27 protein-coding genes are annotated in these 23,645 nt (G+C 73.9%); 11 read left to right on the top strand and 16 right to left on the bottom strand.

Annotated features, from left to right (window positions below; translation table 11 throughout):
- Positions 1-11 precede the first annotated feature (11 nt).
- The 3 genes from AB0O19_RS21520 (at position 12) to AB0O19_RS21510 (ending at position 3,146) form a co-directional block, all read left to right on the top strand.
- A complete protein-coding gene (locus AB0O19_RS21520; protein ID WP_363621462.1) occupies positions 12-1,307 on the top strand; it encodes a CBS domain-containing protein in 1,296 nt (431 codons plus the stop codon).
- A gap of 76 nt (positions 1,308-1,383) precedes the next feature.
- Complete coding sequence (locus AB0O19_RS21515; protein ID WP_363586765.1) at positions 1,384-1,929, top strand: DUF1003 domain-containing protein; 546 nt, start codon at positions 1,384-1,386, stop codon at positions 1,927-1,929.
- 56 nt (positions 1,930-1,985) lie between these two features.
- Positions 1,986-3,146 carry an Mrp/NBP35 family ATP-binding protein gene (locus AB0O19_RS21510; protein WP_363621460.1) on the top strand — a complete coding sequence of 387 codons (1,161 nt, stop codon included), beginning with the start codon at positions 1,986-1,988 and terminating at the stop codon, positions 3,144-3,146.
- 78 nt (positions 3,147-3,224) lie between these two features.
- Here the strand turns inward: AB0O19_RS21510 and AB0O19_RS21505 are convergent, their stop codons facing one another.
- From AB0O19_RS21505 to sigE, 4 genes are all read right to left on the bottom strand, one after another.
- Positions 3,225-3,902: a hypothetical protein gene (locus AB0O19_RS21505; RefSeq protein ID WP_063347930.1), complete on the bottom strand. Its 678-nt coding sequence runs from the start codon at positions 3,900-3,902 to the stop codon at positions 3,225-3,227.
- Positions 3,903-4,124: 222 nt separating this feature from the next.
- Positions 4,125-4,562, bottom strand: a complete 438-nt coding sequence (locus AB0O19_RS21500) for a sec-independent translocase (protein WP_363621459.1) — start codon at positions 4,560-4,562, stop codon at positions 4,125-4,127.
- Positions 4,563-4,716: 154 nt separating this feature from the next.
- Positions 4,717-5,745, bottom strand: coding sequence for a zf-HC2 domain-containing protein (locus tag AB0O19_RS21495; RefSeq protein ID WP_363586752.1), 1,029 nt, complete (start codon positions 5,743-5,745; stop codon positions 4,717-4,719).
- A complete protein-coding gene (gene sigE / locus AB0O19_RS21490; protein ID WP_350879899.1) occupies positions 5,742-6,584 on the bottom strand; it encodes an RNA polymerase sigma factor SigE in 843 nt (280 codons plus the stop codon). Before sigE ends, AB0O19_RS21495 begins: the two co-directional genes overlap by 4 nt.
- Positions 6,585-6,782: 198 nt before the next feature.
- Here sigE and AB0O19_RS21485 point away from each other — a divergent pair, with 198 nt between their 5' ends.
- Complete coding sequence (locus AB0O19_RS21485) at positions 6,783-7,391, top strand: class I SAM-dependent methyltransferase (RefSeq protein WP_350879900.1); 609 nt, start codon at positions 6,783-6,785, stop codon at positions 7,389-7,391.
- Positions 7,392-7,568: 177 nt separating this feature from the next.
- Here AB0O19_RS21485 and AB0O19_RS21480 read toward each other — a convergent pair whose 3' ends face one another.
- Positions 7,569-7,736 carry a DUF3117 domain-containing protein gene (locus AB0O19_RS21480; RefSeq protein WP_014137929.1) on the bottom strand — a complete coding sequence of 56 codons (168 nt, stop codon included), beginning with the start codon at positions 7,734-7,736 and terminating at the stop codon, positions 7,569-7,571.
- Positions 7,737-8,032: 296 nt separating this feature from the next.
- On the opposite strand from AB0O19_RS21480, the gene AB0O19_RS21475 reads away from it, so the two are divergent.
- Complete coding sequence (locus tag AB0O19_RS21475) at positions 8,033-8,833, top strand: enoyl-CoA hydratase-related protein (protein WP_363621457.1); 801 nt, start codon at positions 8,033-8,035, stop codon at positions 8,831-8,833.
- 25 nt (positions 8,834-8,858) lie between these two features.
- On the opposite strand, the gene AB0O19_RS21470 is transcribed toward AB0O19_RS21475, so the two are convergent.
- Together AB0O19_RS21470 and AB0O19_RS21465 are read right to left on the bottom strand one after the other, a co-directional pair.
- Positions 8,859-9,452: a DNA-3-methyladenine glycosylase I gene (locus AB0O19_RS21470; protein WP_363621455.1), complete on the bottom strand. Its 594-nt coding sequence runs from the start codon at positions 9,450-9,452 to the stop codon at positions 8,859-8,861.
- Positions 9,449-9,889 (bottom strand): DivIVA domain-containing protein, encoded by a 441-nt coding sequence (locus AB0O19_RS21465; protein WP_363586755.1) that lies wholly within the window; start codon positions 9,887-9,889, stop codon positions 9,449-9,451. The genes AB0O19_RS21470 and AB0O19_RS21465 overlap by 4 nt, the downstream gene beginning before the upstream one ends.
- Before the next feature lie 178 nt (positions 9,890-10,067).
- Between AB0O19_RS21465 and folP the strand changes: the two genes are divergently transcribed.
- Positions 10,068-10,880 (top strand): dihydropteroate synthase, encoded by an 813-nt coding sequence (gene folP, locus AB0O19_RS21460; RefSeq protein ID WP_363586766.1) that lies wholly within the window; start codon positions 10,068-10,070, stop codon positions 10,878-10,880.
- Between the two features lie 36 nt (positions 10,881-10,916).
- Here the strand turns inward: folP and AB0O19_RS21455 are convergent, their stop codons facing one another.
- Both AB0O19_RS21455 and dapE read right to left on the bottom strand, forming a co-directional pair.
- Positions 10,917-11,726 carry a TIGR00730 family Rossman fold protein gene (locus tag AB0O19_RS21455; protein WP_350879904.1) on the bottom strand — a complete coding sequence of 270 codons (810 nt, stop codon included), beginning with the start codon at positions 11,724-11,726 and terminating at the stop codon, positions 10,917-10,919.
- Between the two features lie 123 nt (positions 11,727-11,849).
- Positions 11,850-12,926 carry a succinyl-diaminopimelate desuccinylase gene (gene dapE / locus AB0O19_RS21450; protein WP_363586757.1) on the bottom strand — a complete coding sequence of 359 codons (1,077 nt, stop codon included), beginning with the start codon at positions 12,924-12,926 and terminating at the stop codon, positions 11,850-11,852.
- 169 nt (positions 12,927-13,095) lie between these two features.
- Between dapE and AB0O19_RS21445 the strand changes: the two genes are divergently transcribed.
- Both AB0O19_RS21445 and AB0O19_RS21440 read left to right on the top strand, forming a co-directional pair.
- A complete protein-coding gene (locus AB0O19_RS21445) occupies positions 13,096-14,160 on the top strand; it encodes a hypothetical protein (protein ID WP_363621453.1) in 1,065 nt (354 codons plus the stop codon).
- Between the two features lie 280 nt (positions 14,161-14,440).
- On the top strand, positions 14,441-15,208 hold the full coding sequence (locus AB0O19_RS21440) for a hypothetical protein (RefSeq protein ID WP_363586759.1): 768 nt from the start codon (positions 14,441-14,443) through the stop codon (positions 15,206-15,208).
- A 65-nt stretch (positions 15,209-15,273) separates the two neighbouring features.
- On the opposite strand, the gene dapC is transcribed toward AB0O19_RS21440, so the two are convergent.
- Positions 15,274-16,365 (bottom strand): succinyldiaminopimelate transaminase, encoded by a 1,092-nt coding sequence (dapC, locus tag AB0O19_RS21435; protein ID WP_363621504.1) that lies wholly within the window; start codon positions 16,363-16,365, stop codon positions 15,274-15,276.
- A 95-nt stretch (positions 16,366-16,460) separates the two neighbouring features.
- A complete protein-coding gene (gene fdxA / locus AB0O19_RS21430) occupies positions 16,461-16,787 on the bottom strand; it encodes a ferredoxin (RefSeq protein ID WP_030061559.1) in 327 nt (108 codons plus the stop codon).
- A 131-nt stretch (positions 16,788-16,918) separates the two neighbouring features.
- On the opposite strand from fdxA, the gene AB0O19_RS21425 reads away from it, so the two are divergent.
- Both AB0O19_RS21425 and AB0O19_RS21420 read left to right on the top strand, forming a co-directional pair.
- Positions 16,919-17,932: a GNAT family N-acetyltransferase gene (locus tag AB0O19_RS21425; protein WP_363621450.1), complete on the top strand. Its 1,014-nt coding sequence runs from the start codon at positions 16,919-16,921 to the stop codon at positions 17,930-17,932.
- 86 nt (positions 17,933-18,018) lie between these two features.
- On the top strand, positions 18,019-18,891 hold the full coding sequence (locus AB0O19_RS21420) for a transglutaminase-like domain-containing protein (RefSeq protein WP_350879909.1): 873 nt from the start codon (positions 18,019-18,021) through the stop codon (positions 18,889-18,891).
- Between the two features lie 84 nt (positions 18,892-18,975).
- Here the strand turns inward: AB0O19_RS21420 and AB0O19_RS21415 are convergent, their stop codons facing one another.
- The gene (locus AB0O19_RS21415) at positions 18,976-19,605 is read right to left on the bottom strand and encodes a response regulator transcription factor (RefSeq protein WP_063347943.1); all 630 of its coding nucleotides are present in this window, start codon (positions 19,603-19,605) and stop codon (positions 18,976-18,978) included.
- A gap of 83 nt (positions 19,606-19,688) precedes the next feature.
- Here AB0O19_RS21415 and AB0O19_RS21410 point away from each other — a divergent pair, with 83 nt between their 5' ends.
- Positions 19,689-20,189, top strand: coding sequence for a GNAT family N-acetyltransferase (locus AB0O19_RS21410; protein ID WP_363621448.1), 501 nt, complete (start codon positions 19,689-19,691; stop codon positions 20,187-20,189).
- A 14-nt stretch (positions 20,190-20,203) separates the two neighbouring features.
- On the opposite strand, the gene AB0O19_RS21405 is transcribed toward AB0O19_RS21410, so the two are convergent.
- The 4 genes from AB0O19_RS21405 to AB0O19_RS21390 are packed head-to-tail and all read right to left on the bottom strand — an operon-like array spanning position 20,204 to position 23,506.
- The gene (locus AB0O19_RS21405) at positions 20,204-20,554 is read right to left on the bottom strand and encodes a hypothetical protein (RefSeq protein ID WP_363621447.1); all 351 of its coding nucleotides are present in this window, start codon (positions 20,552-20,554) and stop codon (positions 20,204-20,206) included.
- Positions 20,555-20,568: 14 nt separating this feature from the next.
- A complete protein-coding gene (locus tag AB0O19_RS21400) occupies positions 20,569-21,831 on the bottom strand; it encodes a histidine kinase (protein WP_363621445.1) in 1,263 nt (420 codons plus the stop codon).
- Positions 21,832-21,839: 8 nt separating this feature from the next.
- Positions 21,840-22,562: an ABC transporter permease gene (locus AB0O19_RS21395; protein ID WP_363621443.1), complete on the bottom strand. Its 723-nt coding sequence runs from the start codon at positions 22,560-22,562 to the stop codon at positions 21,840-21,842.
- The gene (locus AB0O19_RS21390) at positions 22,559-23,506 is read right to left on the bottom strand and encodes an ABC transporter ATP-binding protein (protein WP_363621441.1); all 948 of its coding nucleotides are present in this window, start codon (positions 23,504-23,506) and stop codon (positions 22,559-22,561) included. Before AB0O19_RS21390 ends, AB0O19_RS21395 begins: the two co-directional genes overlap by 4 nt.
- Between the last annotated feature and the right edge of the window lie 139 nt (positions 23,507-23,645).

The raw sequence follows: 23,645 nt of genomic DNA, 5'->3' as shown, positions 1-23,645 counted from the left end.
CGAGGGAGTTCATGGCAGGGCCAGGCACCCGGGTCTTCATCTCCCACCTCTCCGCCCTCGCCGTCTTCGACCCGAACGGCGACCAGGTCGGCCGGGTCCGTGACGTCGTCGTCTCGCTGCGGCTGAGCGGCCGCCCGCCGCGGGTCCTGGGCCTGGTGGTCGAGGTGGTCGGCCGGCGCCGGATCTTCCTGCCGATGACCCGGGTGACCAGCCTGGAGTCCGGCCAGGTGCTCGCCACCGGCGTGATCAACCTGCGGCGCTTCGAGCAGCGCCCGTCCGAGACCCTGGTGCTCGCCGAACTGCTGGACCGCACCGTCACCTGGTCCAAGACCGGTGAGAACGTCACCGTGCTGGACGTCGGGATGGTGCAGACCCGGATGCGCGAGTGGGAGATCAGCAAGGTCTTCGTCCAGATCGGCCGGGCCGGCCGGCTGCGCAAGGGCAAGGGCGAGCGGCTCACCCTGGACTGGCAGGACGTCACCGGCTTCACGCTGCCCGAGCAGGACCAGGGCGCCGCCAACCTGCTCGCCACCTTCGACCAGCTGCGCGCCGCCGACCTCGCCAGCGTCATGCACCACCTGTCCGCCAAGCGCCGCGCCGAGGTGGCCGCCGCGCTCGACGACGAGCGGCTCGCCGACGTCCTGGAGGAGCTGCCCGAGGACGACCAGGTCGAGATCATCGGCAAGCTCAAGGACGAACGCGCCGCCGACATCCTGGAGGCGATGGACCCGGACGACGCCGCCGACCTGCTCTCCGAACTGCCCGCCGACGAGGCCGAGCGGCTGCTCCAGCTGATGGAGCCGGACGAGGCCGAGCCCGTCCGCCGCCTGCTGTCGTACGAGGAGAACACCGCCGGCGGTCTGATGACCACCGAGCCGGTCGTGCTGGAGCCGGACGCGACCGTGGCCGAGGCGCTCGCCCGCATCCGGGTCTCCGACCACAAGCCCGCGCTCGCCGCGCAGGTGTACGTCTGCCGGCCGCCGAACGAGACCCCGACCGGCAAGTACCTGGGCACCGTGCACTTCCAGCGGCTGCTGCGCGAGCCGCCGTACGTGCTGGTCGGCTCGCTGGTCGACGACGACCTGGACCCGCTGCCGCCGGACACCCCGCTGTCGCTGATCACCAGCTACCTGGCGACCTACAACCTGGTGTCCGCGCCGGTCGTCGACGAGGCCGACCACCTGCTCGGCGCGGTGACCGTCGACGACGTGCTCGACCACCTGCTGCCGGAGGACTGGCGCGAGTCCGTCCTGCACGGCCACGACGACACGGACGGCACGAGGGAAGAGGTGCACGGTGGACGCTGACCGCAAGGGGCGGCGGGACGAGTCCCCCCGCCAACGCCTCCAGAGCGAACTGCGGGAACTGCGCCAGCTGCGCGAGCTGCGCGGCCGGGAGGGCGGCCGGGAGCGGCGCGCCGAGATCTCCGTGGCCGGCCCGGCCCGCACCCGGCTCGACCAGCCCCGCACCGCCCGGCCCGGGCTGATCTCACTGCCCGCCTACGACCCGGAGGCGTTCGGCAAGCTCTCCGAACGGATCGCGCGCTTCCTGGGCACCGGCCGCTTCATCGTCTGGATGACGGTGGTGATCATCATCTGGGTGGCCTGGAACACCCTGCTGCCGGAGAACGTGCGCTTCGACAGCTACCCCTTCATCTTCCTCACCCTGGTGCTGTCGCTCCAGGCCTCCTACGCGGCCCCGCTGATCCTGCTCGCGCAGAACCGCCAGGACAACCGGGACCGGGTCAACATGGAGCAGGACCGGGCCCGCAGCGACCGCAACATCGCGGACACCGAGTACCTGACCCGCGAGGTCGCGGCACTGCGGCACGGGCTCGGCGAGGTCGCCACCCGGGACTTCATCCGCTCCGAACTCCAGTCCCTGCTCAAGGAGATCGAGGAGCGCCGGGAGCCCTCCGAGACGCTGTGACCGGCGGCACGCCACCGTCGGGTTGGGGGATCCCCCGAGCGCCGTACCATCAAGGCATGGCCAACGAGACAGAGGTCGCGGCCGGCGTCACGGAGGAGTCCGTACGCCAGGCGCTGGCGACCGTCAACGACCCGGAGATCAACCGCCCGATCACCGAGATCGGCATGGTGAAATCGGTCGAGATCGCCGAGGGCGGCGTGGTGCGCGTCGCGGTCTACCTGACCGTCTCCGGCTGCCCGATGCGCGACACCATCGTCACCCGGGTCCGCGAAGCGGTCGGCCGCGTGCCCGGTGTGACCGGCGTCGAGGTCGAGCTCGACGTGATGAGCGACGAGCAGCGCAAGGAGCTCTCCCAGCTGCTGCGCGGCGGCGCCCCCGAGCGGGAGATCCCGTTCGCCAAGCCGGGCACGCTGACCCGGGTCTACGCCGTCGCCTCCGGCAAGGGCGGGGTCGGCAAGTCCTCGGTCACGGTCAACCTGGCCGCCGCGATGGCCGCCGACGGCCTGAAGGTCGCCGTCGTGGACGCCGACATCTACGGCCACAGCGTGCCCCGCATGCTCGGCGTCGAGGGCCGGCCCACCCAGGTCCAGGACATGATCATGCCGCCGCAGTCGCACGGCGTGAAGGTCATCTCGATCGGCATGTTCACCCCGGGCAACGCCCCGGTGGTCTGGCGCGGCCCGATGCTGCACCGCGCGCTCCAGCAGTTCCTCGCCGACGTCTACTGGGGCGACCTGGACGTCCTGCTGCTGGACCTGCCGCCCGGCACCGGTGACATCGCGATCTCGGTGGCCCAGCTGGTCCCCAACGCGGAGATCCTGATCGTCACCACCCCGCAGATGGCCGCCGCCGAGGTGGCCGAGCGGGCCGGCACCATCGCGGTGCAGACCCACCAGAAGATCGTCGGCGTGATCGAGAACATGTCCGGCATGCCGTGCCCGCACTGCGACGAGATGATCGACGTCTTCGGCACCGGCGGCGGCCAGACCGTCGCGGACGCGCTCACCCGCACCGTCGGCGCGACCGTCCCGGTGCTCGGCTCGATCCCGATCGACGTGCGCCTGCGCGAGGGCGGCGACGACGGCCGCCCGGTCGTGCTCGCCGCCCCCGACTCCCCGGCCGGCGCCGCCCTGCGCGCCGTCGCCGGCAAGCTCGGCGGCCGCCAGCGCGGCCTCTCCGGGCTCTCCCTCGGGCTGACCCCGAAGAACAAGTTCTGACGACGCGTCGCCGAAGGGGCCGGGTGGTTCGACCACCCGGCCCCTTCGGCGTACTCGGCGTCGCCGCGCCCTCGCGCCCTACGGGCGGGTGTAGGCGGTCAGGTCGGGGGCGGTGGCGAAGCCGGCTCCGTAGGCGCTGACGCCGCGGCCGTAGGCGCCGAGCAGGACGCCCGGGGCCTCGCCGGCGAGCACCCAGCCGTACTCGGACTCGCGGTAGCGGAAGGGCTGCGGCAGGCCGTTCACCGGGAGGCTGAGGGTGGACCAACCGGGGCCGGCCAGGTCGTCGGCGAGGTCCCACGCGAGGGTGCTCTGCTGGTCCAGCCAGTCCTGGCGCAGCGCGCGGTCGAGCTGGCCGGGCCAGGTCGAGGCGAGCAGGCCCGAGCCGGCCAGCCAGGCGGCGGAGGAGGCGGAGGTCGCCTCCAGGGTGCCGGTGTTGTCGGCGCTGCGGCGGCTGTCCCGGCGGGCCACCGTGACCACGACCGCGAACCTGCGCATGTCGCGCGGCTCGTACTGCCTGGCCGGCTCCTCGCCGTGGCCGAGGCTGCCGTAGTCGACGCTGCCGGGCGCCCCGGCCCGGGGGCCTCCGGCGCCGGCCTGCATCAGGTAGCGGCGGCCGGTCCAGCCGTCGTCCAGGCCGTACCAGGGGAAGTCGGCGGACAGGTAGGGCACCAGCGGGTCCGCCGGGCCGGCCTGCCCGCCGACCACCGGGCCGCCGGCCGTGGCCGTCGTCCCCACCGCCTGACTCGTCGCGTCCATCCCCGGGCCTCCTCAAACACACGTTTGCCTGCCGTGGCGCGCTCCCATCGTGGCGTACCGCGGCGTTCCCGGGAGCCGTTCCTGGTCCGCGACAGCGCGGAATGTGACGGACGGCTCAGCGGGAACAATCAGCACAATAGCGGCGCACACGCCGCCGCCCCGCTCAGCGGGGCGGCCGGGCGGGGCGGTGGCGTGGTCGTACGGGGTGTGACCGGGGGCCGGTCAGGTCGCGTCGGGGTCGAACGGGGGCCGCTCGCCGGGCTGCAACGGCGCCCCGGTGGAGGCCGCCACCGGGGCGGCGGCCTTCTCGAAGCTGACGCTGCCGCTGCGGCCGTTCACCGGCGCCGCCGGCTTGTCGTCCAGGACCGAGCGGATGTCGAGCGAGTCCTTCATCTCCTTGAGGCCCAGCGGGTCCTCTTCGCCGCCCATGAGCTGCTTGCGGACGAAGGTCTTGGGGTTCAGGTCCTCGAACTCGAAGTCCTTGAACTCGGGGCCCAGCTCGCTGCGGATGTCCTCCTTCGCGTTGTCGGCGAAGGAACGGACCTTCCGGATGAAGCCCATGGTGTCCTGGATCAGCTTCGGCAGCTTGTCGGGGCCGAAGATGATGATCGCCATCACGGCCAGGGTCAGGATCTCCAGCCCGCCTACATCGCTGAACACCTAAGCTCCCTAGCTCGTCGGACGACGGTCCCTACAGGGTAATGGCCATCGGCGGGTCCATGGTCCACGCTGCGATGAAGCCGTGGTAAAGACCTGCCGATGGCCGAGATCGTCGCGACCGGGGCGCGAGCGGCGCTCTAGGTACGGACAGGGCCTAGCGGGTCTGCTGGCGCAGTGCGGGCAGGCCGCCCGAGTTGCGCTCCGAGGCCGGCGGCGGCGTCGCGTCGCGGGTCGCGGCGACGGGGTGGGCCGGGAAGTCCACCGGGATCTGCGCGGTCATCGGGACCAGGCCCCCGCTACGGCCCGTGCCGCCGCTGTTGCCGACCGTGCTGACCGGGTTGCCGTGCTGGTCCTCGCTCTGCGCGCTGAGGCCGCCGACCCCGCCGAGCGTGACCGCGGCGACCGAGAAGGCGCCCGCGGCGGCGAAGACGAAGCGGCGCCCGCGCGGCGCGGCGGAGCGTACGGCGGCGGCCGGGCGGGGCCGGACGGTGCTCTCGGGGCGGGCCGCGGCCTCGGGGCGGCCGTTGCGCCGGCCCATCAGGGGCCGCAGCACCGCGCCGCCGCGCCCGAACGCCCGCGGGTCGACCCCGGGCACCGGGGTGTCGGCGCCGAGCGCGCCCGCGCCGAAGGAGGCGCCTGCGCCGCGGCCGAAGGAGCCGCCGGTGAGCCGGCTGCCGCCGAGCGTGCCGCCGGCCGCGACCCCGCCGCCGGGCAGGTCGTCGTCGTCACCGCGGCTGCCGCGGCGGACGGGCCAGTCGGCGTCCGCCGGATCGTCCTCGGGCAGGCCGCCGACGGCCATCAGCCGGGCCATCAGGCCGGAGGACGGGCCGGGGGTGCCGGTGCGGGTCAGCAGGTGCTTGACGGCCCGGCCCGCGTCGACCTCGGCGAGGCACTGCGGGCAGGTCGCCAGGTGGGCCTGGACGCGATCGCGCGAGTCGTGGCCGAGTTCGCCGTCCAGGAACGCGGAGAGGCGCTCACCGAGGTGGTGCTCCTCGGCGGCCGGCTCGGCGGGGCGCACCGGCACCGCGCGCAGCGCCGTCTCGCCCGGCAGCGGCAGCGCGGGCAGGACGGGCTCGCCCGGTTCGTCGCCGCCGCGGCGGCCGGGCAGGGCCCAGCCCCGCCTGGCCGCGGACCGGCCGGACGGATCCGGCTGGCCCGGCCCGGACCGGCCGGTTCCGCTCACGATCGCCTCCGTCCGCGCGCACCCGGCGCGAGCGCGCCCTCGACGGCGGCGCCGACCGGCACCGGCTCCTCCGAGCCGCCGCGGCGCTCGCGCCCGGGGGCCGAGCCGGGGGCACGGTGCTTGAGCGCGGCGCGCAGGTGCGAGCGGCCGCGGTGGATGCGGCTGCGGACGGTGCCGAGCTTGACGCCCAGCGTGGCGGCGATCTCCTCGTAGGACAGTCCCTCGATGTCGCAGAGCACCACGGCGGCGCGGAACTCCGGGGCGAGGGTGTCCAGGGCGTGCTGCACGTCGGCGTCGAAGTGGGTGTCGCTGAAGTGCTGGGCCGGGCTGGGCTCGCGGGAGGCGAGCCGCTCGGCCGCGTCCTCGCCGAGCGCGTCGAAGCGGATGCGCTGGCGGCGGCGGACCATGTCCAGGAACAGGTTGGTGGTGATCCGGTGCAGCCAGCCCTCGAACGTGCCGGGGGTGTAGGTGGACAGCGAACGGAACACCCGGACGAAGACCTCCTGGGTGAGGTCCTCGGCGTCGTGCTGGTTGCCCGTCAGGCGGTACGCGAGGCGGTAGACCCGGGCGCTGTGCGCCTCGACGATCTCCTCCCAGGAGGGCGGAGTCCAGGTCTGCGCGTCGGGGCCCTCGGTGAAGGTCGCGAGGGCGGGGGCCTCGGTGGTACCGGCGGCCGGCGTCGCGGCGGCGGGCTGGTCCAGGTCGGAGTGCGCAGGCTGGTTCATCACGGGCTTCGGCGTACGGGCCGACGCGGTGCCGCGGGAGTGCCGCCGCACGGGGACGTCGCCCTCGGCCACACCTCCTCGGTCGGCTCTTCTGCCCAGCAGGGCCACCACCATATCCACCTCACCCGTCAAGCCCGGATAAAAGTGCCCGGGAGGTCTCCCGTACCCGGTCCTTCGTGACAACGGCCCGCCGCCGTACGCGGTTCCCGGTCGGCCAGTAATCTGTGCCAGGAAATATCGACTTCCCTCGGCACCGGGCCGTAACCCGGGGCTCCGAAAGAGGCAGCCATCAGCGAGTTCGGGCCCGCGCGTGTGGCCCTCGCCGACACCTACGTCGGCGAGGACGCGGTGCTGACCTACGCCCGGGCGCAGTCCGCGCGCACCGGGATACGGGCGATCGGGCCCAGCGGCGGGGCGTGCCTGCGGCTGCTGGCCGCGGCACTGGACGCCAAGGCGGTGGCCGAGATCGGCACCGGGACGGGCGTCTCCGGGGTCTACCTGCTGCGCGGCATGCGGCCGGACGGCGTGCTCACCACGGTGGACTCCGAGCCGGTGCGCCAGCAACTGGCCCGCGAGGCGTACCACGCGGCCGGATTCGCGGCCAACCGCTCGCGGTTCATACCGGGCCGGGCGCTGGAGGTGCTGCCCCGGCTCGCCGACGGCCAGTACGACCTGGTGTTCTGCGACGGCGACCCGGCCGAGTCCAGGGAGTACCTGCTGGAGGCGATGCGGCTGCTGCGGCCGGGCGGGATGGTCTGCTTCGAGGGGGTGTTCCAGGAGGGCCGGCTGGCCGAGCCGGAGCTGCAGGACCCCCAGACGGGCGCGGTGCGCGACCTGGTCCGGGACGTCCGGGAGAGCGAGGCGCTGCTGCCGGCGCTGCTGCCGGTCTCGGACGGGCTGCTCTGCGCCATCAAGCGGTAGGACCGTCGAGCGGCAGGGCCGTCAGGCAGCCGGACCGTCAGGCGGCGGCCCCGCCGCCCCGGACGGCGGCCACCGGGCGGCCGAGCAGGGCCCCAAACGCCGCGGGGCCCGGGCCGACATGACGTCGTACCCGGGCCCGGCAGCACATCTCCAGGAGATGACGAGCACCCGCTGCGGTCAGCCGCAGGCCTTCTTCAGGGCCTCGCCGAGGGCGTCGGCCTCGTCAGGTGTGAGCTCCACCACAAGGCGTCCGCCGCCTTCGAGCGGAACGCGCATGATGATGCCCCGTCCCTCTTTGGTGACTTCGAGCGGGCCGTCACCCGTCCGCGGCTTCATGGCCGCCATGCTCGTTCCCCTTCCTGCAACCGCTCAGCTACGCACCGGCAGTCCGTCCACCGCCGGTATCGAACGCATTGATCGGAAGCCATTATCCCGCATGCCACGGGCTGATGACCAACATCACTCTCGGTGCAACATCGGCCGGACCGCCCCCAAGCGCCGCAATTGCCGTCATAAGCCCCGGCGTGGCGGCGGCGCGCGGGCCGTCGAAAGGTGCGATACCTCACACTCCCCACCCGGCCGTCCGCTCCGGCATCCTGGCACACGACCGACACCGAGCCGACCACAGGGAGCCCTCGCCCATGTCCGATTCCGTGCTGTACGAGCTGGACGGCGGCCTGGCCGTCATCACCATCAACCGCCCGGAGGCGATGAACGCCCTGGACGTCGCGACCAAGGTCGCGCTGCGGGACGCCGTGGCCGCCGCGGCCGCGGACCCGGCGGTGCGGGCGGTGCTGCTGACCGGGGCCGGCGAGCGCGCGTTCTGCGTCGGGCAGGACCTGAACGAGCACCTGACGGCGCTGAAGCGGGCCGAGGAGACCGGCCAGAGCCCGCTGGGCACCGTCGCCGAGCACTACAACCCGCTGGTGCGGGCGCTGGCCGGGATGCGCAAGCCGACCGTCGCCGCGGTCGGCGGGGTGGCGGCCGGCGCGGGCGCCTCGCTGGCCTTCGCCTGCGACTTCCGGGTCCTCTCCGACCGGGCCGGCTTCAACACCGCCTTCGCCGGGATCGGCCTGACCGCCGACTCGGGCGCCTCCTGGACGCTGCCCCGGCTGGTCGGGCACGCCAGGGCCACCGAGCTGCTGATGCTGCCCCGGACGGTCAAGGCCGCCGAGGCGCTGGAGCTGGGCCTGGCCACCAGGGTGGTGCCGGCCGGGGAGCTCGCCACCACCGCGCGGGCCTTCGCCCGGGAGCTGGCCGCGGGCCCCACGGTGGCCTACGGCGCCATCAAGGAGTCGCTGGCGTACGGCGCCTCGCACTCGCTGGACGAACTGCTCGACAAGGAGGACGAGCTGCAGACCCTGGCCGGCGAGAGCGAGGACCACCGGATCGCGGTCCGCGCCTTCATCGCCAAGGAGAAGCCGACCTACCTGGGCCGCTAGGGCGCGCCCAGCGGCCCTCTTCGGATCACACCGGGCGCGCGGTGCGGACGTGGCAGTCCGCCAGGTGGTCGTCGACCAGGCCGCAGGCCTGCATCAGGGCGTAGGCGGTGGTCGGGCCGACGAAGCGGAAGCCCTCCTTCTTCAGGGCCTTCGCGAGCGCGGTCGACTCGGGCGTGACGGCCGGCACCTCCCCCATCGTGCGGGGGGCCGGCCGGTCCGGGGCTCCGGCGAACCGCCAGATCAGCGCGTCCAGCCCGCCGTCCAGGTCGCGGGCGACCCGGGCGTTGGCGATGGCGGCCTCGATCTTGGCCCGGTTGCGGATGATGCCGGTGTCGGCGAGCAGCCGCTCCACGTCCGCCTCGCCGAACTCGGCGACCGCGGCGATCCCGAAGCCGGCGAACGCGGACCGGAAGCCCTCCCGGCGGCGCAGGATGGTCAGCCAGGACAGCCCGGACTGGAACGCCTCCAGGCAGACCCGCTCGAACAGGGCGTCGTCGCCGTGCACCGGACGGCCCCACTCGGTGTCGTGGTAGGCGCGGTAGTCGTCGGTCGACTCGCCCCAGGCGCAGCGGCGCAGGCCGTCCGCGCCGAGCACCGCGCCCTCGGCGGGAGCGGTCACCGGTCGTTCACCGGCTTCGCGTCCTCGGGCCGCTCCTGCTCGGGCCGCTCCTTGGTGAGCGCGACGGCCGGTTCGACCACCTTCGCGAACTCCTCCAGGCCGGGCAGCGGTTCGGCGCCGGCGTCCGGGCCGTCGGTCGCCTCGACCGCGCCGCGCAGGTGCCCGGCGGCCTCCAGTTCGGCGATCCGCGAGTCGCGGTAGGCGAGTTCGGCGCCGAGGCGGTCCAGGACGTCGTCGACCTCGTCCATCCGGTAGCCGCGGACGGCCATCGGCAGCCGCAGGTCGTCCACGTCCGCCTTGCTCAGCGGACGGTCCTGCGGCAGCCGGGCGGCGATGCGGTCCTGCACCGCCTCCGGCATCGAGCCGCCCCCGCCGAGCGCCACCAGCGCGGCGCCGCCGACCACCACGGCCATGGCGACCACGATCACCCAGAACACGAGCTGTCCTCCCGAACTCCCGGCCGGCCTGCTGCGAAGTGCCCCCGACCAAACTGATCATGACAGCATGGTCCCTGTGAGGCCGGGGGCCATCATCGCACCCGCAGCAGCTGTGGAGGAGACATCGGTGGCACTGCGCCTGGGACCGCGGGAATTCGGTGACGACGAGCTGGTGATCATGGCGATCGTCAACCGGACGCCGGACTCGTTCTTCGACAGGGGGGCGACCTTCGCGGACGAGGCCGCGTTCGCCGCCGCCGACCGCGCGATGGCCGAGGGAGCGGCGATCCTGGACATCGGCGGGGTGAAGGCCGGGCCCGGTGACGAGGTCACGGTGGAGGAGGAGCTGCGGCGCACCGTGCCCTTCGTGGCCGAGCTGCGCAAGCGCCACCCGGAGGCCGTGATCAGCGTCGACACCTGGCGGCACGAGGTCGGCGAGGCGGTCTGCGAGGTGGGCGCCGACCTGCTGAACGACGCCTGGGGCGGGGTGGACCCGAAGCTCGCCGAGGTGGCCGCGCGCCACGACGTCGGGCTGGTCTGCACGCACGCGGGCGGCGCCGAGCCGCGCACCCGGCCGCACCGGATCGGCTACCAGGACGTGATGGCGGACATCCTGCGGGTGACCGTCGGGCTGGCCGAGCGGGCGGTGGGGCTGGGTGTGCGGCGGGACGCGGTGATCATCGACCCGGGGCACGACTTCGGCAAGAACACCCGGCACTCGCTGGAGGCCACCCGGCGGCTGCCGGAGATGACCGCGACCGGCTTCCCGGTGCTGGTCTCGCTGTCCAACAAGGACTTCGTCGGCGAGACGCTGGACCGGCCGGTGAACGAGCGGCTGCTCGGCACCCTGGCCACCACCGCGGTCTCGGCCTGGCTGGGCGCGCAGGTCTACCGGGTCCACCAGGTCGCGGAGACCCGCCAGGTGCTGGACATGGTCGCCTCGATCCGGGGCACCCGCCCCCCGGCGGTCGCCCGCCGGGGGCTGGCGTAGGCGGCCCGGAGGGCCGGGGGCCCAGGCCTGTCCGGCCTAGATCTGGTTGGTCGGCCGGCGGGTGTCGGCGAGGATCTTCATGACCTCGTCGATCTCGTCGGTGATGTGGAACAGCTCCAGGTCGTGCGGGGCCGCCTTGCCCTGCGCGACCAGGGTGTTCTTCAGCCACTCGTAGAGGCCGCCCCAGTACGCGCTGCCGAAGAGGATCACCGGGAAGCGGGTGACCTTCTTCGTCTGCACCAGGGTGAGCGCCTCGAACAGCTCGTCCAGCGTGCCGAGCCCGCCGGGCAGGACCACGAAGCCCTGGGAGTACTTCACGAACATCGTCTTGCGGACGAAGAAGTAACGGAAGTTCAGCCCGAGGTCGACGAACTCGTTGAGGCCCTGCTCGAAGGGCAGCTCGATGCCGAGGCCGACGCTGAGGCCGCCGGCCTCGGAGGCGCCGCGGTTGGCGGCCTCCATGGCACCCGGACCGCCTCCGGTGATCACCGCGTAGCCGGCCTCGGCGAGGGCCCGGCCGATGGCCACGCCGGCCTCGTACTCGGGCGAGTCGGCCGGGGTCCGGGCGGAGCCGAAGACGCTGATCGCCGGCGGGAGTTCGGCGAGGGCGCCGAAGCCCTCGACGAACTCGGAGGTGATCCGCAGCACCCGCCACGGATCGGTGTGCAGCCAGTCGGTCGGGCCGGTGGTGTCCAGCAGCCGCTGGTCCGTGGTGCTCGTGCCGACCTGGTCCCGGCGCACCAGCACCGGGCCCTTCTGCTTCTCGGGCCAGGCCTTCTTCTTCCGCGGCGCGCCGACCTGCTCGGGGCCGTGTCCGTAGTGCTTCTCGTCTCCTGTGCCTGTCATGACGAAACCCTACGTCCGGTGATCCCGGTTTTCAGGCAACAGGGGAAGGTCGGTTGGGCGACCGGAAGATGGCGCTCAGCCGATGATCGGCCGGTCGGACCGGCCGATCATCGGAACGGCACCTCAGCTGGTCAGCCAGGCCCGCAGCCGCTCCTCGGTCTCCGCGATGGCGCTCAGCGAGCAGTGCTCCTCCCGCTTGTGCGCGAGGTTCGGGTCACCGGGGCCGTAGTTGACCGCCGGGACGCCCAGCGCGCTGAACCGGGCGACGTCGGTCCAGCCGAACTTGGCCCGGGCCTGGCCTCCGGTGGCCTCCAGGAAGGCCTGGGCGGCCGGCTGGGCGAGCCCGGGCAGCGCGCCCGGGGCGAAGTCGGTGACGGTCAGCTCGAAGCCGTCGAAGACCTCGCGCACGTGCTTCTCCGCCTCCGCCTCGCTGCGGTCCGGCGCGTAGCGGAAGTTGACCGTCACGACGCACTCGTCCGGGATGACGTTGCCGGCCACGCCGCCGTCGATCCGGACGGCGTTCAGGCCCTCCCGGTACTCCAGGCCGTCGATCTCCACCCGGCGCGGCCGGTAGTCCGCGAGCCGGGTGAGCACCTCGGCGGCGTGGTGGATGGCGTTGTCGCCGAGCCAGCTGCGGGCCGAGTGCGCGCGCACGCCGGTGAGCCGGATCTGCGCCCGCAGGGTGCCCTGGCAGCCTCCCTCGACGACCGCGCCGCTCGGCTCCATCAGCACCGCGAAGTCGGCGGCCAGCCAGTCCGGGCGCTCCCTGGCGAGGTGGCCGAGGCCGTTGCGGTGGGCCTCCACCTCCTCGCAGTCGTAGAACACGAAGGTGAGGTCGCGGTTGGGCTCGGGCAGGGTGGCGGCGAGCCGCAGCTGGACGGCGACGCCGGACTTCATGTCCGAGGTGCCGCAGCCGTAGAGCAGGTCCCCCTCGACGTGGGAGGGCACGTTGTCGGCGATCGGCACGGTGTCCAGGTGGCCGGCGAGCAGGACGCGCTCGGGGCGGCCGAGGGTGGTGCGGGCGACCACGTTGTTGCCGTACCGGTCCACGGTCAGGTGCGGGTAGCCGCGCAGCGCGGTCTCCACGGCGTCGGCGAGCGCCTGCTCGTCGCCGCTCACCGACGGGAAGTCGACGAGCCGGGCGGTCAGCGCGCCGCCGTCGAGGGTGAGGTCCAGGGGCGTCGGGTTCGGGCTGCTCATGGCGCCAGCCTAGTCCGCGTGGCGTGCACCCCGTGTGGCGCTTCCGTGACGCGGCGCGCGCGGGCCCGCCCCGGAGCGAGCGGACCGGCAACCGCAACCGGGTGGCGCCGCACACCCGTCCGAGTGGGTACGGTGTCGGATCAAGAAGCAAGGCGCGAGAGGGGCGACGGTGGCCAGGAGAAAGAGCGGCGAGGAGCTGGGCGAGGAGTTGGCGCCCCCCCGCCGCGGTCCACTGCGCGCGCTGTTGCTCGTGATCGTCGGCCTGCTCGGCCTCGCGCTGGTCGCGGGACTGGCCGTGGTCGGCATCTGGTGGTTCGGCTTCAAACAGGGCGAGCCCGAGGGCTGCTCGGTGAAGACCGCGGCCGGCAGCGGCACGCTGGAGCTCCCGCAGGCGGCCAACGCCGCGACGATCGCCGCGGTGGCGCGCTCGCGCGGACTGCCGGACCGGGCGACGACGATCTCGCTGGCCACCGCGATGCAGGAGTCCAAGCTGCGCAACCTCGCGGGCGGCGACCGGGACTCGATCGGCCTGTTCCAGCAGCGGCCCTCGATGGGCTGGGGCACGGCGCAGCAGATCGGGGACCCGGTCTACGCGACCAACAAGTTCCTGGACGGCCTGGTCAAGGTGCCCGGCTACACCCGGCTGCCGCTGACCGACGCGGCCCAGGCCGTGCAGAAGAGCGGCTACCCGCAGGCGTACGCCAAGCACGAGACCAAGGCGACGCTGCTCACCTCGGCGCTGGCCGGCCGGGAGCCCGGTTCGTTCTCCTGCGTGGTGCACGACTACGCCAAGCCGGATCCGGCCGACTCGCCCTCCCCCGCGGCGGGCTCCACCGTCTCCCCGGCCGCCGTCCAGCCCACCGCCGCGGACCGGGCCCAGGTGCTGTCCGACCGGGTGCGCCGCGAGTTCGGCCGCACCGTGACCCCGGCCACCGGGTACGCCTCGACCATCAAGGGCGCCGAGAACGCGGTCTCGCTCACCCCGGACCCGTCCGCCGCCGCGCTGACCTCCTCGACCGACGGAACCGACGGCGGGATCACCGCCGAGCGGGCGAGCGGCTGGGAGGTCGCCCACTGGGCGGTCGCCCAGGCCCAGCAGCTGGGCATAGCGACGGTCGCCTACGACGGGAAGATCTGGCGCAAGACCAAGTCGGAGGACGGCTGGCAGCCGCAGACCTCCGGGACGTCGACCAAGCTCGTTCAGGTCACCCTCGCCACGTCCGACAAGGGCTGACGCACTGACGTTCGGGTGGCCGCCGGACGGGTGAATCCGGTCAACCCCGGTGGACCGGGAGCCCGCCGTGGCGGCCCCGCCGGAGAACCGTCACTCCCCTTGCCCGGGGCCGGGTCCACGGGGCCGTACGGACCCCTCCAGACGCCGTCACGCCGGTCCTACGATCCGATGGTCGGTCAGACACTTTCCTGGTCCAGGCCGAAACCATCTGGCTTCTCAAGCGGTAACACCGTCAGTCCGCCCGGCGGACGTGACGGACCCAGACCCTCCGAGGAGCCCCATGTCTCACCCCCTCACGCGACGGATCGCCAGCGCCGCGCTGCTCGTGGCGGCCGGCGCGACCCCGCTGGTCGCGGCCGGCTCCGCGTCCGCCCTGGGCGGCGACGCCCTGCTGCCCAAGAGCGACCTGGCCGCGCCGCTGGGCCAGCTGACCAACACCGACACCGGTTCCACCCTCCAGCACACCACCCACCAGCTGGGCCAGGCCGCCGGCAGCACCGGCGCCGCCACCGTCGCCGCGGGCGTACCGGCCTCCGCCGACGCCGCCGGCAACATCGTCGCCCACCAGCTCCCCGAGGCGAACGAGAAGGCCAGCTCGCTGACCGCCCCGGTCGACCAGACCGCCGCCACCACCGGCCAGCTCTCCGCCGTCACCCCGAAGGTCGCCTCCGCACTGGCCGGCAAGCTCGGCGAGGCCGTCACCGGCAAGGGCGTCGGCACCCGCAGCGCCGCGGCCAGCCCGGTCGGCGGGCTCGCCCAGACCGGCGCCATCGCCAAGGGCCTGCCCGGCGCCGACAAGCTCGCCGGCGCCGTCCCCGGCACCAACGCCGTCACCGACGCGCTGCCGCTCGGCTCCGTCGCGCGCGCGCTGCCCGCCCTGCCCGGCACCGACGTCCTGGGCCTGGCCGAGCACGGCTCGGCCAACCGCCTCGGCGGCGCCGACCTCGGCCCGAACAACCCGCTGTCCGGCCTCACCGGCGCGCTCGGCCCGATCGGCGGCCTGCTGGGCGGCGTGAACGGCGGCAGCATCAGCGGCCTGCCGCTGTAACCCGCCCGGGGTACGGCGAAGGGGCCGGTGTTCCGCTCTCGGAACACCGGCCCCTTCGGCGTCGGTCAGCGGGCCGCGTTCAGCCGCTCCACGGCCGCGGCCACCCGCTCGTCGGTCGCGGTGAACGCGACCCGGACGAAACGCTCGCCGGCCGGCCCGTAGAAGTCGCCGGGCGCCACCAGGATGCCCAGTGCGGCCAGTTCGGCCACGGTCTCCCAGCACGGGCGGTCCTGCGTCACCCACAGGTAGAGGCTCGCCTCCGAGTGCTCGACCCGGAAGCCGTACGCCTCCAGCGCCGCCCGCAGCGCCGAGCGCCGGGCCGCGTACCGCTCCCGCTGCTCCGCCACGTGCGCGTCGTCCGACAGCGCCGCGATCGTCGCCGCCTGGACCGGCGCCGGCACGATCATGCCGCCGTGCTTGCGCACCTCCAGCAGCTCCCTGACCACCACCGGGTCGCCCGCCACGAAGGAGGCGCGGTAGCCGGCCAGGTTGGAGCGCTTGGAGAGCGAGTGGACGGCCAGCAGGCCCTCGTGGCCCGCGCCGCAGACGTCCGGGTGCAGGACCGAGACCGGCTCGGCGGACCAGCCCAGCTCCAGGTAGCACTCGTCGCTGACCAGTAGCGCCCCGTGCTCCCGGGCCCAGGCGACCGCCCGGCGCAGCTCGTCCGCGCCGAGCACCCGGCCGGTCGGGTTGGACGGCGAGTTCACCCAGAGCAGGCGGACCCGCGAACCGTCCAGCTCGTCCACCGAGTCGTACTCGACCGGCTCCGCGCCGCACAGCCGCGCGCCCACCTCGTACGTCGGGTAGGCCAGCCGCGGGTAGGCGACCTGGTCGCCCGGGCCGAGGCCGAGCTGGGTCGGCAGCCAGGCCACCAGCTCCTTGGAGCCGACGGTCGGCAGCACGGCCTGCGGGCCGATCTCGGCGCCGCAGCGGCGGTGCAGCCAGCCGGCGATCGCCTCGCGCAGCTCCACCGGGCCCCACACCGTCGGGTAGCCCGGCGTGTCGGTGGCGGCGGCCAGCGCCTTCTGGATCACCTCGGGGACCGGGTCCACCGGGGTGCCCACCGAGAAGTCGCAGAGACCGCCCGGGTGGGCCAGCGCGGTCGCCTTGTACGGCTCCAGCTTGTCCCAGGGGAAGACCGGCAGGAGGTCGGACAGCCTTCCTCGGCCAGATGGGCGGCGCGCCGCCCCCGGGTGACCCGGGAACGGCGCGCGCGTGCTGTTGGTGTTCACAGCTCAGATGCCACCGATCGTCAGTGGTCGGCGTTCTGCGGCGGCAGAGCGGCGATGAAGGGGTGGTCGCGCTCGATCAGGCCCAGCTTCGAGGCGCCACCGGGCGAACCCAGATCGTCGAAGAACTCGACGTTCGCCTTGTAGTAGTCCTTCCACTCCTCCGGGGTGTCGTCCTCGTAGAAGATCGCCTCGACCGGGCAGACCGGCTCGCAAGCGCCACAGTCGACACACTCATCCGGGTGGATGTAGAGCGATCGCTCGCCCTCGTAGATGCAGTCAACCGGGCACTCTTCGATGCACGCCTTGTCCTTCACGTCGACACAAGGCTGCGCGATGACGTAGGTCACGCTGTCGTTCCTCCTCGGAAGGGCCGTGGCGGCCCGTTCTGTTCTGCTCGCGTGCGCGGTGAGCGCGGCGTCGTCGATGCCCGCCCCTAGTATCGCGGGTCGGAGACCGCAAATGCACAGGAGGTGCCCAGATGACGGCAGGCGGCCCGGCCCAGGACCGTCCGGAGGTCCGGATAGATCGCTCTGACGTGGGACGACGCGTGTCCGTCCGGCGCCTCTCGGGGTTCGTGGACGACCGGCCGGTGTTCCGGGATTCGATCGGCGTGCTCACATCGTGGGACGATCATGGACTGACGGTCGCTCCGCGGACCGGCGACCCCGTCTCCTTCCCCGAGAAGCTGCTGGTCGCGGGCAAGGTCGTGCCGCTCTTCCCGGCCCGGCGCGCACCGCTGCCCGCCGCCACGCCCGTCGAACTCCAACGGATCGCGGCCCGCGGCTGGCCGGCCGTCGAACAGGAGCCGCTCGGCGCGTGGACGCTGCGCGCCTCGGCCGGGTTCACCCGGCGCGCCAACTCCGTCCAGGCGCTCGGCGACCCCGGACTGCCGCTGCCCGACGCGCTCACCGCCGTCCGCCGCTGGTACGCGGCGCGCGGCCTTCCCGCGTACGTCGAGGTGATCACCCCGGGCTCGCCGGACGAGCTGCGGGCCGAGCTCGACCGGCTGGGAGCCCGTTACGCGCCCACCCTGGTGCGCACCGCCCCGTTGGCCGGACTCGCCCGGGCCGGCTCCGGGCCCGAGCGGGTCCGGCTCGCCCGGACCGCCGACCCGGCCTGGCTCTCGCTCTACCGCCGGGTCGGCGAGGACGAGGCGCTGGAGCAGGCCGCCCGGCAGGTGCTGCACGGCGGGCCGTCGGTCTGGTTCGCCACCGTGCCGGGCGCCCCCGGACAGCCGCCGCTGGCGATCGGACGCTGCGTCGTCGACGGGCCCTGGGCCTGCTTCGGCGCGATCGAGGTCGCGCCGTACGCCCGGCGGGCCGGGCTGGCCACGACCGTCATGGCGGTGCTCGCCGCCCGGGCCGCCGAGGAGGGGGCGACCGGTGGATACCTCCAGGTCGAGGCGGACAACACCGGGGCGATCGCGCTCTATGACGGACTCGGCTTCACGACCAGTCACACTTACCACTACGCCCTTCTCCCCCAGGGGTAGCACCGCCCGCCCGCACCGCCGCGCCCCGCCCGCCGCTCCTCGCCCGCCTTTTGCCCGCCCGTCGTACGAAAGCCGTCGCCGTCACCGTGACCGAGCAGAGCAGAGACCGCTTCCGGACCGCCGCCCGCGCCGAGCATCCCGACCCGGTGCTGCTCTGCCTGCTCGCCGCCGCCGAACACGGCCCGGTCCTCGACCCGGACGACCCCGGGGAACCGCCCAGCGTGGACGCCCTGCTCGCCGCCTGCGAGGCCGCCCTCGACCGGCACGCGAGCGCCGTCCGGCTCGCCGTCGCCGAACGCGCCCCCGCCGGCCCGGAGGAGACCGCCGCCCTGCTCGCCGCCGTCCTCGGCGGGCGGGAACGCTTTCACGGGCGGCAGTCCGACTACCGGCGGCTCGAATCCTCGCTGCTGCCCGACGTGCTGCGGCGGCGGCGCGGACTGCCGATCATGCTGTCCCTGGTGTGGATGGCGGTCGGGCGGCGGGCCGGGCTCGCCGTCCACGGCATCGCGCTGCCCGGCCACGTCATCGTCGCCGTCGGCGGGCCGGGCGGCGGCGACGAGTACGTGCTCGCCGACCCCTTCCACGGCGGGCGGCTGCTCGACCCGGACGACGCCGAACGCCTGGTCCGCGGCGCCGGGCAGGAGTTCAGCCCCGACCTGCTCACCCCCGCCCAGCCGCTCGACCTCGTGCTGCGCGTGCTCGGCAACATCCGCGCCTGGGCCGCCGACCGCCCCGAACACGCCCGCACCCAGCTCTGGGCCACCGAACTCGCCCTCCTGCTGCCCCGCCACCCCGCCCAGCTCCGCCTCGAACGCGCCGAACTCCTCGTCCGCACCGGCGACTTCCTCGGCGGCTCGGCCGAGATGGACGCCTTCGCGCAGATCCTCGACACCTTCGACCCCGACACCGCCGCCAAGGTCCGCCAGGAGGCCCGGGCCGCCCGGCACCGGCTCAACTGACGACCGTGCGGGAACGCGATCGGAGCCAGCCGGGGGCGCGCCCAGAACCAGCCGGGGGCGCGCTCGGAGCCAGCCGGGGCGCGCTCAGAGCCAGCCCTTCTCCCGGGCGATCCGCACCGCCTCGGTGCGGTTGCGGGCCTCGGTCTTCTGGATCGCCATCGACAGGTAGTTGCGGACCGTCCCCTCCGACAGGTGCAGCCGCCGCGCGATGTCCGCGTTCACCGCCCCGTCCGCCGCCGCGCCCAGCACGTCCCGCTCGCGCGCCGTCAACGGGTTCGCCCCCTCCGCCAGCGCGGCCGCCGCCAGCACCGGATCGATCACCCGCTCCCCGCGCAGCACCCGCCGGATCGCCTCCGCCAGCTCCGAGGCCGGCGCGTCCTTCACCAGGAACGCGTCCGCCCCCGACTCCATCGCCCGCCGCAGGTACCCCGGCCGGCCGAAGGTCGTCGCGATCACCACCCTCGTCCCCGGCGCGTTCCGGCGCAGTTCGGCGGCCGCCTCGATGCCCGTCATCCCCGGCATCTCGATGTCCAGCACGGCCACCTGCACCTCGTGCGCCAGCACCGCCGCCACCACCTCGTCCCCGCGCCCCACCTGCGCGACGACGTCGATGTCCCCCTCCAGCCCGAGCAGCGCCGCCAGCGCCTCCCGGACCATCCCCTGGTCCTCGGCGAGGAGGACGCGGATCAGGGCCCCGTTCTGAATGTCACTCATGGCCACGACCTTAGAGGGGTGCCGGAGAGGCCGCGGACGGTATTCGCCTGGCTCGCCGAAGGCCTGCGGGCCAGACTGGCGGCATGCTGAACCTGGAACGCCTCCGCCCGGACCACGCCGACGCCCTGCTGGCCTTCGAGCTCGCCAACCGCGCCTGGTTCGCGCGGACCGTTCCGGACCGCGGCGACGCCTACTTCGCCGAGTTCCCGGCCCGCCACGCCGCCCTGCTCGCCGAACAGGACGCCGGCGTCTGCCGGTTCCACGTCGTCCTCGACGCGGCCGGTGCCGTCCTCGGCCGCGTCAACCTCGTCGACATCGCCGACGGCACCGCCGAACTCGGCTACCGCGTCGGCGAACACGCGACCGGCCGGGGCGTCGCCACCACCGCCGTCGCCCACCTCTGCCGGCTGTCCGCCGCGGACTACGCCCTCACGTCGCTGACCGCCGTCACCACCCTCGACAACCTCGCCTCGCAGACCGTCCTCACCCGCAACGGCTTCGCGGTCGTCGCCGAACTCACCCTCGACGACCGCCCCGCGCTCCGGTTCGGCCGAGCCCTCGCCGACGGCCGGCCGTCGGCGTAGGAATCCGGCGTGGGTCAGAGCCAGCGCTGCGCGGCCTCGACACTGTCGGAGCCACTGGTGTTGAAGGCGATGGCGGCCTGCGGGGCGTGGCGGCGGACGAGGTTGACGACGAGCTCGAAGAAGGGCAGGGCGGGTTCGGGCTTGCGGATGCCGCCGCCGATGACGACGACGTCCCAGTCCCGGCCGGCGAGGGCGGCGGTGATCGCGGGCCCGGCCGTCTCGTCGGGCGCGACCAGGACCATCTCCGCGTCGATGCCGTGGTCGGCGAAGCGGGCGAGTTCGGCGTCGAGGACGGCCCGCAGGCCGTCGCCGTCCATGCCGGGGACGGTGTGCGGGTCGAAACCGAGGATGAGTGCGGTAGCCATGCCGGGGAGGACGGTCAACCCGACCGGCCGGGTTCCGTGCCGGCCGGCTCGGTGACCGTCCGCAGCGGGACGAAGGCCCGGAGCCGGAAGCCCCGGCCCCGCTCGCCCGGCCCGGCCTCCAGCCGGCCGCCGACCAGGGCCAGTCGCTCCTCCAGGCCCGAAAGCCCGTTGCCCGGCTGGGACTTGCCCGGTCCGCGCCCGTCGTCGGCGATCTCCAGGACGGCGTAGCGCTCGCCGCCGCCCTCCCAGCTCTCGTCGGCCGTGACGGTGCAGACGGTGGCGCCCTCGCCGTGCCGGACGATGTTGGTGACGGCCTCGCGCAGTGCCCAGGCCAGCGCGCCCGCCTCCTCGTCGGCGAGCCCCGGCCAGGTGTCGGCCAGTTCCGGCGCGGCCTCCAGCCTGACCTGTGCGGCGGCCAGCGCGGTGCGGGCGGCGGCGAGTTCGACCGGCAGGGTGGGGCGGCGGAAGCCGGTCACCGCCTCCCGGACGTCGATCAGCGACTGCCGGGCGACCTGCTCGATGTCGGCGACCTGCGCCCGCGCCGCCTCGTCCTTGCCGGCGTCCATGAACCGCCCGGCCAGTTCGCTCTTCAGCGTGATCAGCGACAGCGAGTGCCCGAGCAGGTCGTGCAGGTCGCGGGAGAGGCGCAGCCGTTCCTCGGAGGCGGCCAGGTGGGCGACGGCGGCGCGGGCCTCGCGCAGTTCCTTCATGGTGGCGACCAGCCGCTGCATGCCGGTCATCGCGGCGCCGGCGAGGAAGGAGGTGAGGGCCAGGGTGGGGATGGTGTCGCCGCCGGCGTGGCTCAGCACGCCGACGGTGGCGGTGAGCGCGGCCATGGCGGCGACACCGGGCAGCGCGTAGCGCACCGGCAGGATCACGGCGACGCACACCGAGGCGTAGGTGAAGAGGGTCAGGAAGGCCTCACCGAGGACGAAGGCCGAGACGCTCGCGAGCACGACCATCATCGCGACGATCAGCCGACAGGCCCGGGGCCGCATCCCGACCATCGAGCGGAAGATCACCAGCAGGACGTAGCTGCCGACGAAGACCGCCAGGCAGAGCCAGCCGAACACCCGGGCGGCCGTCCCGTGCCCGCCGTGCAGCAGGTTGCCCACCGGGTAGGCCAGGTAGATCGTCCACAGCAGCATCCAGCTGACCTTGACCAGCAGCTGCCGCCTGGTCTCGATCGGCGAGCCCGGGACGGTCATGAACGACGTGCGCGCCGGACCCGCCTCCGGCTGCTCGTCGGATCGGCGGGTCTGGCGCGGCTCGGTCATGCCGGTCATCATGCCTGGCGGGTGTCGCGGCGGTACAGCGCCGCCGCGGCGACGACGAACACCGCGAGGAAGGCAGCCAGCCCGGCGATCGCGCCGGTGTCCAGGGAGTGCCCGGGCTGGGTGAACGCGGCCAGCTGGTTGTACAGGTACACCGGGTTGAACCGGGCGAACTTCTCCAGCGAGCCGCTCACCGGGAACCACGTCCCGCCGAACAGCGCCATCACCATGTACGTGATCATCACGATGGTCTGCACCGAGTCCGGCGCCGCCGCGTACCCGAGCGCGACCCCGAGCGCCGCGAACACGAAGCTGCCCAGCCACAGCGCCGCCGCCAGACCGGCCCACTGCGCCGCACCGAGCGACACGCCCTGGACCGCGCCGAGCGCGAAGACCACCAGGATCGCCGGCAGCGTGGTCACCGAGCTCGCCGCGATCTTGCCGAGGGTGTACGCCCGGCCGGGCAGCGCGGTGAGCCGCAGCTGGCGCACCCAGCCGCTCTTGCGCTCCAGCGAGATCCGCTGCGCGCTGCCGGTGAGCACCGCGCCGACCGCGCCGAAGGTGGCCATCGAGACCATGAAGTAGGTCTTCGCCGACAGGCCGCCGGCCAGTGGGGAGGAGCCGTAGGCGTGGGTGAAGAAGAAGTACATCAGCGCCGGGAAGGCGATGGTGAAGACCAGGTAGCGCCGGTTGCGGAAGGTCCGCAGGATCTCCAGCCGGATCAGGGTGGTCATCGCACGGTCTCCTTCGCGTCCTCGTGCTGGTCCTGCGCGCCGGTGATGGTCAGGAAGGCCTGTTCCAGGCCGAGGCCGGTGACTTCCAGCCCGCGCGGGTACAGGCCCGCCCGGTAGAGCCCGGCGACGCTGGCGTCGGCGTCCACGGTGCGGATCCGGACGGTCCGCACGCCCGGCACCCGGGCGGTGACGTCCAGGGACTGCACGCCCGGCAGCAGGCGCAGCACGCCTTCGTCGAACTCCCCGTCCACGTCGTGGAGTTCGAAGGCGACCCGACGGGCTCCGGCGCGCGCCTTGATCTCGGCGGCGCTGCCGTCGGCGATCAGCCGGCCCCGGTGCAGGACGAGGACGCGGTCGGCGATCGAGTCCGCCTCCTCCAGGTAGTGGGTGGCGAACAGCACCGTGCGCCCGGCGTCGGCCTGCGCCCGCATGCTCGCCCAGAACGCCTGCCGGACGGTGACGTCCATGCCGGTGGTGGGCTCGTCCAGCACGATCAGGTCGCTGTCTCCCGCGATCGCGAGCGCGAAGCGGACCCGCTGTTCCTGGCCTCCGGACAGCTTGTCGGCCCGGCGCTCGGCCAGTTCGGTGATCCCGGCGTCGGCCAGCACCTCCTCGACCGACCGGCCGCGCGGGTGCACGTCGCGGGCGAGCTCGACCAGTTCGCGGACCTTGACGTCGGCCATCAGCCCGCCGCTCTGCAGCATCGCGCCGACCCGGCCGGCCGCGATCGCCTCCCTCGGGGTGCCGCCGAACAGCGTGACGCTGCCCTGGTCGGGCTGGCGCAGGCCGAGCAGCAGGTCAAGGCTGCTGGACTTGCCGGCGCCGTTCGGGCCGAGCAGGGCGACGGTCTCGCCCGGGCGCAGCACGAGGTTGAGGTCGTCCACGGCGCGCACCCGCCCGTAGCTCTTGCCGACGCCGCGGAAGGCGGCCACTTCGGTGCTCATCGTCCCGCTCTTCTCCCCTGGTGGTGTCGCGCCCGTGGTCGCGATCGGTGTCGCGATCGGTGTCGTTCGCACCACCTCAGAGTCCCGTGCGGGCGGGGTGCGGCGGCAGTGTCCGCCGTCGTGCCTTCGGTATGACGGA

Origin of the sequence: Kitasatospora sp. NPDC091276, from assembly GCF_040684355.1 — a bacterium.
Classification (GTDB): Bacteria; Actinomycetota; Actinomycetes; order Streptomycetales; family Streptomycetaceae; genus Kitasatospora.
Note: the sequence above shows the minus strand (reverse complement) of the source record. Positions and strands in the feature narration are given on the sequence as shown.